At 62.2% G+C, this 6,028-nt stretch carries 5 protein-coding genes; 1 reads left to right on the plus strand and 4 read right to left on the minus strand.

The window, feature by feature from the left end:
- Positions 1–49: 49 nt before the first annotated feature.
- Genes ACK42S_RS14795 through ACK42S_RS14810 form a run of 4 tightly spaced genes read right to left on the minus strand, consistent with a single transcriptional unit; the run spans position 50 to position 5,338 of the window.
- Entirely contained in the window at positions 50–1,330 is a 1,281-nt protein-coding gene (locus ACK42S_RS14795; RefSeq protein WP_409709138.1) for a hypothetical protein, read from the minus strand.
- An 11-nt stretch (positions 1,331–1,341) separates the two neighbouring features.
- A complete protein-coding gene (locus tag ACK42S_RS14800; RefSeq protein ID WP_409709141.1) occupies positions 1,342–2,331 on the minus strand; it encodes a hypothetical protein in 990 nt (329 codons plus the stop codon).
- Positions 2,331–5,072 carry a DUF499 domain-containing protein gene (locus tag ACK42S_RS14805; protein ID WP_409709144.1) on the minus strand — a complete coding sequence of 914 codons (2,742 nt, stop codon included), beginning with the start codon at positions 5,070–5,072 and terminating at the stop codon, positions 2,331–2,333. The genes ACK42S_RS14800 and ACK42S_RS14805 overlap by 1 nt, the downstream gene beginning before the upstream one ends.
- On the minus strand, positions 5,072–5,338 hold the full coding sequence (locus ACK42S_RS14810) for a helix-turn-helix domain-containing protein (protein WP_409709147.1): 267 nt from the start codon (positions 5,336–5,338) through the stop codon (positions 5,072–5,074). The genes ACK42S_RS14805 and ACK42S_RS14810 overlap by 1 nt, the downstream gene beginning before the upstream one ends.
- Positions 5,339–5,880: 542 nt before the next feature.
- On the opposite strand from ACK42S_RS14810, the gene ACK42S_RS14815 reads away from it, so the two are divergent.
- On the plus strand, positions 5,881–6,028 hold a 148-nt coding region (locus ACK42S_RS14815), incomplete at its 3' end, for a DUF1778 domain-containing protein (RefSeq protein WP_269726105.1).

Genomic DNA, 6,028 nt, shown 5'->3' on the forward strand with positions numbered 1-6,028 from the left:
GCTCGAATCCGCTCTCGCCCAGGCTCATTTGCTTCATGCCGTCAATGTCTCACATCGGAGCAGAGGTGCCGAGGTTTTGCAGACCTTCCTTAGGTACCGTGCCTTGCTCTGGGGCGAAGGTAATCTTCGTCTCGGGGCAGGTCACCTGATCCGGCAGGGCACCGCGCACTTCAAGTAGGCGAATCTTGGCGGCGCGCGTCTGGTCCCAGCGCGCCGTGGATGCCGCGTCATCCTGGGCCGAGCCGCCGTAAGGCCGCCCCTTCTCGTCCGTCTTCGGCGCCCCAGCCAGCCACTGCGGGTGTACCAGCAACGAGAGCTCCACCTTCTTGTTCTTACCCTTGCCCAGATTGACCAGGGCGGTGTGGCCGCAATGTGGGCAAGTCACACCTTTCTTGCGATCGAGCACGGAGAACGGAGGCTCGGAGGGCGCGACGTAGAGCGGCACATCCGGCGCCATGCGCGCCGCTTCCTCCTCCACATGGAATGCGCCGCCGCACTTGCCGCAGGTGTGCTCCCAGTGTTTGACGCTGAGCGTCTTCACCGCCATCACGGGGCTCGACATGATGGGCGTCCGGTGGCCGCAGCCGGTCACCTGACAGGGACCATGCTTGGCCCAGAACGTGTAGATGATCTCCGGGCCTTCGTAGCGGTATTCCTTGCGTTTGTCGCGAGGGATCTTCAGCGGGTCAAAGTCCGCGGGCATCACCTTTTTAGTCGGCAGGTGTGTCCACTTGCCTTTCTCACCTTCCGGGCCGTCACAGCAGTAGTACGGCATGATCTGCGGCTTGACCTCGGCCTCGATATCGGCGAGGAGCTTCTGCACTTGCTCCAGATCGACCTTGGCGAATTCCTGCTTGACCACGAACCAGGCGACCGGGTTGAGGTCGTTGCCGATCATCTGCATCCCGAGGCGCGAGCCTTCCACCAGCGTGGTCCCGCCGCCCATGAAGATGTCGGCGACCTTCAGGTGCTTGAACGCACCCTTCTTCTGGTGGTTGGCGTAGTAGTGGTCCCACACGAGGCGCGCTGCGTGAGCCGGGTCATCCGGCGCCTTGGCCGCTGCCGCGATCAGCATCGAGCGGAACACGCTGGAACGCCTGCGCGCCCACCATTTCGACATCTGGTAAATCGGCTTGCCCGCATTGCCCTCGATCACCGCCACCTGGTTGACGGGCAGGATCGGGAAGTCCACCTCCAGGCAGGTCTTGGGGCGGCCCGGATCGCTGAAATCGACCGATTCCAAGGCGACCGCCTTGCCGGCGCCGACAGCTTTGCCGACCTGCTCCCGCAGTTGCGCCTTCGCGTCTTGTTTTTGTTCCCAGAAATTCATCTTCTGACCTTTTATTTCGTGAGTTCTACGAAGGGCGACAGCACCTCGAGCAGCGAAAGTCCGCCATGCGTCAGTGTTGGATAGCCGCCCTGGCTGCGCCACTTCCATCGGCCCAGAGCCATGAGGTGTGCGCCATGCGGACCGTTGATTTGGAGCGCGACTGGAGGAACGAACGGGCCGGTGTCGCCGGACCCCGCTGCGCTGCGTCCGCTGGAGAAGGTCTTCTTGAGGAACTGACCGACGTCGCCATCCGCGTCGGGGAAGTGGCCGGAGGCGGCATAGCCGTGGTCGGATGTGATCACCAGCCGACGTCCGGTGGCTAAGCGCTCGACGAAGGACCAGAAATCATCGCTGCTGAGTTGCTGGGCCGCATCGCGGGTCAGGATCTCAAGGCCCTGACCGGCGCCGGCACCGTCATGCACTTTGCTGTCGGGCCAGTGGTGCCAGAACACCCAGTTGGGTGTGCTGTTGATCAGCCCCTCGCAGTCCTTCCACGGCATGTCGACGCATTCCGTGTGGGCGGGTTGCAGCTTGTGCGCCAGGCCGCCGCCGTTGTTCTGCAGCTGGCTGCGGCTGCTGAAGCCCAAGGCCCGCGCGAACTCATTGGTCTCTCCGGGCAACTCGGAGGCGTTGGCGCCGACCTCATGCAAGGCAAAGCCGTGCTCTTTGGCTCCCTGCAGCAGCCATGGGAGTTCGCGCAAGCTAAGACCATCCAGGATGAGCACCGCCTTGGCGCTGTAGGGCTCCTTCCACCAACGCACCAGGCGATCTGATGTGCGTTCGACAACGTCACCGAAAGAGCTCCACAGATCCCAGCCACTGGTGGCCAAGAAGTGATCGAGCGCTCCGATCTCGCGATCACGTTTGACCACCTCGCTGGGCGCGTTACCGGCAGCCAGCGGCTTGGACGCAATCTCGACAGCACTGTCGATGAGGACTCGCCACGCTTCGGCGGCTGATGCCTTGGTCAGACTCTTAAGGAGGTTGACGTCGAGACCCATCAGCTGTCTTCCTTCTCGAGGCTGAGCTCAAACGTCATCCCGTCAGGCAGCTTCTTCAGAAGTTCTTTAAGCTGCGCACCGGTGGCACTCGACACCTTGATCGTCACTTCTGCGACCTGGGTGGCCGGGCCGATACCCCAGCCTTCGAGCTTGCCGATGAGGTTGAGCGGCGACGTGGGCGGGTTGCTGAATGGAATGCGCGGCTTGCCCGCTCCGGATGCCGAGCCACCGCCGAAAATGCCTCCCGGAGGCGGCGTACCGCTGCTACCTGTTGTATCGTCACCCGGCGTAGGCGGTGGCGGTGGTGTCAGGCCGCCGCCAAACAATCCTCCGCCAGCCCCGCCGGCGGGCGGTGGAGCTGGTGGAGTGATGCCGCCCGTGGTGGGCACGGCCGAGGGTTCCATCAGGAATACCTCGTCGAGTTGCCTGCCGGTGTAGGAGAGCTTTGGGCGCAGGCGCTTCCATGCCGCCTCCTCGTCTTCTCCTGCGTGCGTTTGCAGGTATTCGAGGCCTCGAACGTTGATGGCGATCTTGCCCCGTGCGCAGAGTCGAAGGATGCGCTCCTTCATCGCCGTCTCGCCGAGCCAAGGAATGCAGTCTTGACCGGCCGGGCGAGGCTCCTGCAGTTCGCGGAGCAGCTTGCCCACCGCTGCGTTGTCGGCCGCAGCCTCCAGAACCAAATCCTCGAAGTCTTCGGGTACGAACAGGTCGTTCGTCAGTGCCTCTTCAATAGCCTCGGGGATCTGCGCGCCTTGCTTCTTCAGGCTTTCGACGCTGAAAAGACACTGATGCGGGTTCTGGTGGTCGTAGCGATGCAAAACGGCGAAGCGGTCGAAACGCTTCTTCAGGTGGTCACGCAGCGTCCTCTCAAACTCCTTGTGCAGCTTTTTGTACTCGGGACTCTGTCCGCTCCACTCTTGTGCCTTCATCTCGGCGCGAGCCAGGATGAGCAGGTCTCGATCCAAGAAGGCATTTGTCGAGCCAGAGCGAGGGATGAGGAACCGAACGGTGTTGCGTCGCTTCTGGAGGTGATCCTTGACCCAACGTCCCAGCATCTGATCGATCTTCTCCGGCTCTTCGGGTAGCACCAAGATCGGCAAGCGGTCATCCCAGCGCTCAGGCTGCTCGGCCTCGTCGAGCGCCGACCAAGGGTCGGTCTGCCAGGACTTGGGCAGCGCGATCACACGGAACGTCTTGACCACTTCATCCGTGCCGCCGATGACGTAGCGAATTTGCTTGGCCAGTTGTGCCTGATCAGACCCGTCGGCAAACAGCTTGTCGTTCCGCGCGCAAGCCATGAGCTTGGCTCGTGGGTTCTCCTCCTCACGGAAAACGAGGCGAGGGCCATCCTGGTGGATGTTGAAGCTGTTCTCGACGATAGTCGCCAGCTCTACTTGGAAGGCGTTGTCGTCGATGGGCTTGTCTCGCGTGATGTCGACCTGCAGTGTGGCGGGCTCAGCCCCGGCCAGGTTGCCCACCGCAATCGAACGCAACCAGAGGGCACTGACTATCTCTTGCAGATGCGGCGCGCGGTTGGCGTGGTCGTACACCGCCTCGGTGACCGAGATGATGTTCTGCTGCGCCTTCTCGCGCAGGGTGCGGTGATGTTCGTTGGAGACGGAATCGAGTAACGCGCCGATACCGGAGGTGTCGTCGTCCAAGCGGAAGTCGGCTGCGGTTAGCACTGGAACCGCTTCACCACGGCTCTTGTACAGGTTCGCCAGGATGCGAATCATGTCGCGCGTCTCCTGGGCATCCGTTGCGATGAGAACCTGCTCTTCAAGCAGCCGCAACAGGTGCGGGGCGAAGGGCCACGACTCGGCGAACTCCCGGCGTTTGCGGTCGTGTTCCGCCGGTGGTACGTCGAGAAGGCGGAAGTATTCCGAGACGTGCTGCGCGATCAACGATTCAATCGTCCTGTTCGCAATCTGCATTCGGTTGTCAAACAGACGGTGCAGCAGCATCCGCCGGCGATCCTGCTGGATGCGCTCCGCGTTGCCTCCGGCCTTGAAATCAATGGCTACAGGGTTGACACGGTGCACCTGCTGGTAGGCATCGCTTCCCCCGTTGCGGACCGAGATCACAAGGACCAGAAGGTCAGGCCGTTCTTTTGCGATCTCCGAGAGGATCTGAATGAAGTTGAACGCCCAGTTCTTCCAGGGGTACTGCTTCGTGTTGGTCAGACCGTCATACCAAGTCTGAAACTCGTCTAACAGCAGCATCGTCGGCGTGTGCTCCAACAGCTCGACGATGAGCTTGTCGGAGGGGATGTCCGTCTTGGCCGCCCCCATACCCTCCCACTTACCCTTGATGTAGGTGCCGTGGGGATGACGCTCGAACAGCAAATCCCAAAGAAACTTGTACCGCTGGCGATGCAGGCTCTCGCCAATCACATACATGCCGGAGCGCAGGGCGATCTTTCCGATGTTCGCGTCGCCAAGCGTGCCCGCCCAAGCATTCAGCCAAGCACCTGTTGAGGCCGGGTCGTTCACAGCGTGGTACAGCGCCGCCATCAGGTGCGACTTGCCGAGGCCCCGCTCGCCGATGACGACAACAGGACGCCCCTGGTTGGGACCGACGGCCTCGATGCCCTTCAACAAGTCGTGCGTCGGGTAGGTGATCTCCAAGAACTGCTTCGCGGCGATCTGCGTCGCGCCGGTGTTCGAGTCGTTGGAGAGCTCAATGGCCGTCCCTTTGAGGCGCTTGCCTCGGAATTCTTCTCGTAGAGTCAGTCCAAGCATCACTTAAGCTCCCCATCGTGCGATTGTTCCGTGGCCGCGCTGCCCCCGTCAGGTCCGGTACCCAGCCCCTCCCTCGACTGCTGCTTGATCCAGCTATCGATGTCACCAAGCGAGAACCGCCACGTACCGCCGACCTTGAAGGCGGGGATCTTCTTGGCTGCAGCCAACCTGTAGATCGTCCGCTCCGTGACCTTTAAGTACTCGGCGACCTGCTTGATGGTGAGGATCTCGCCCTCGCGGGTGCTTATAGGCATGGTCATGGCCATGTTGAGTCAATCCGCGACAGGATAGTGCAAAAGAGTACAAACCGGAACGGATCGGGGCCAGTTTGGGCAAGATTTTCAGAAGCATGGGGCTCAGAGGGTGAGCTAAGCGGGGTGCACCGCCGCGTCGCAAGCGGGCGGCGTCTGGTCATCGGCCCGAAATCACGCCCTCAAGGCCTGGGCGTTACTATCTGGCTTGGGTAACGGATGCGGGTTCGGTTCCGTGTTCCGCCACCAATCACCAGGGCCCGGAAAGTCTCCGGGCCCTTTCCTTTTGACGCCGGCCCCGCGCCACGCGGGATTCTGGCCATCCGCCCTGCGGGTGGGGGCCAGCCAAAACACCCAAAATCGGCCATTGTCTCGGCCAGAGCCGTCTCTGTTCTCCGGCTGGCTTGCGGGTAGCCGCAGCGCCTGATTCATCAAAATCAACGACTTACGCGCGGCGGTTCATCGTCAACCAGGGCGGCGATCGCCCCAGCGAACTGGACCGCGTGCGTCGGTTGTACTAACATGGCGTCCATTGATCGAACAAGAAAGGCGCCGCCATGACCGCCATCGCATCCTCGCCTGCTGCCCGTACTGCCCGCCTGGGGCTGCGCGCCACGCCCGAACAGGAGGCCGTGCTGCGCCGTGCCGCCGAGGTGGCCCACAAGTCGCTGACCGACTTCATCCTCGACAGCGCCTGCCTGGCCG

Source organism: Caldimonas sp. (genome assembly GCF_046289365.1).
Lineage (GTDB): Bacteria > Pseudomonadota > Gammaproteobacteria > Burkholderiales > Burkholderiaceae_C > Caldimonas.

What these genes read in the sequence shown, in the direction of transcription:
- ACK42S_RS14795 (WP_409709138.1), bottom strand. Translation starts at nt 1,330, where the DNA reads ATGAATTTCTGGGAACAAAAACAAGACGCGAAGGCGCAACTGCGGGAG.
- ACK42S_RS14800 (WP_409709141.1), bottom strand. Translation starts at nt 2,331, where the DNA reads ATGGGTCTCGACGTCAACCTCCTTAAGAGTCTGACCAAGGCATCAGCC.
- ACK42S_RS14805 (WP_409709144.1), bottom strand. Translation starts at nt 5,072, where the DNA reads ATGCTTGGACTGACTCTACGAGAAGAATTCCGAGGCAAGCGCCTCAAA.
- ACK42S_RS14810 (WP_409709147.1), bottom strand. Translation starts at nt 5,338, where the DNA reads ATGGCCATGACCATGCCTATAAGCACCCGCGAGGGCGAGATCCTCACC.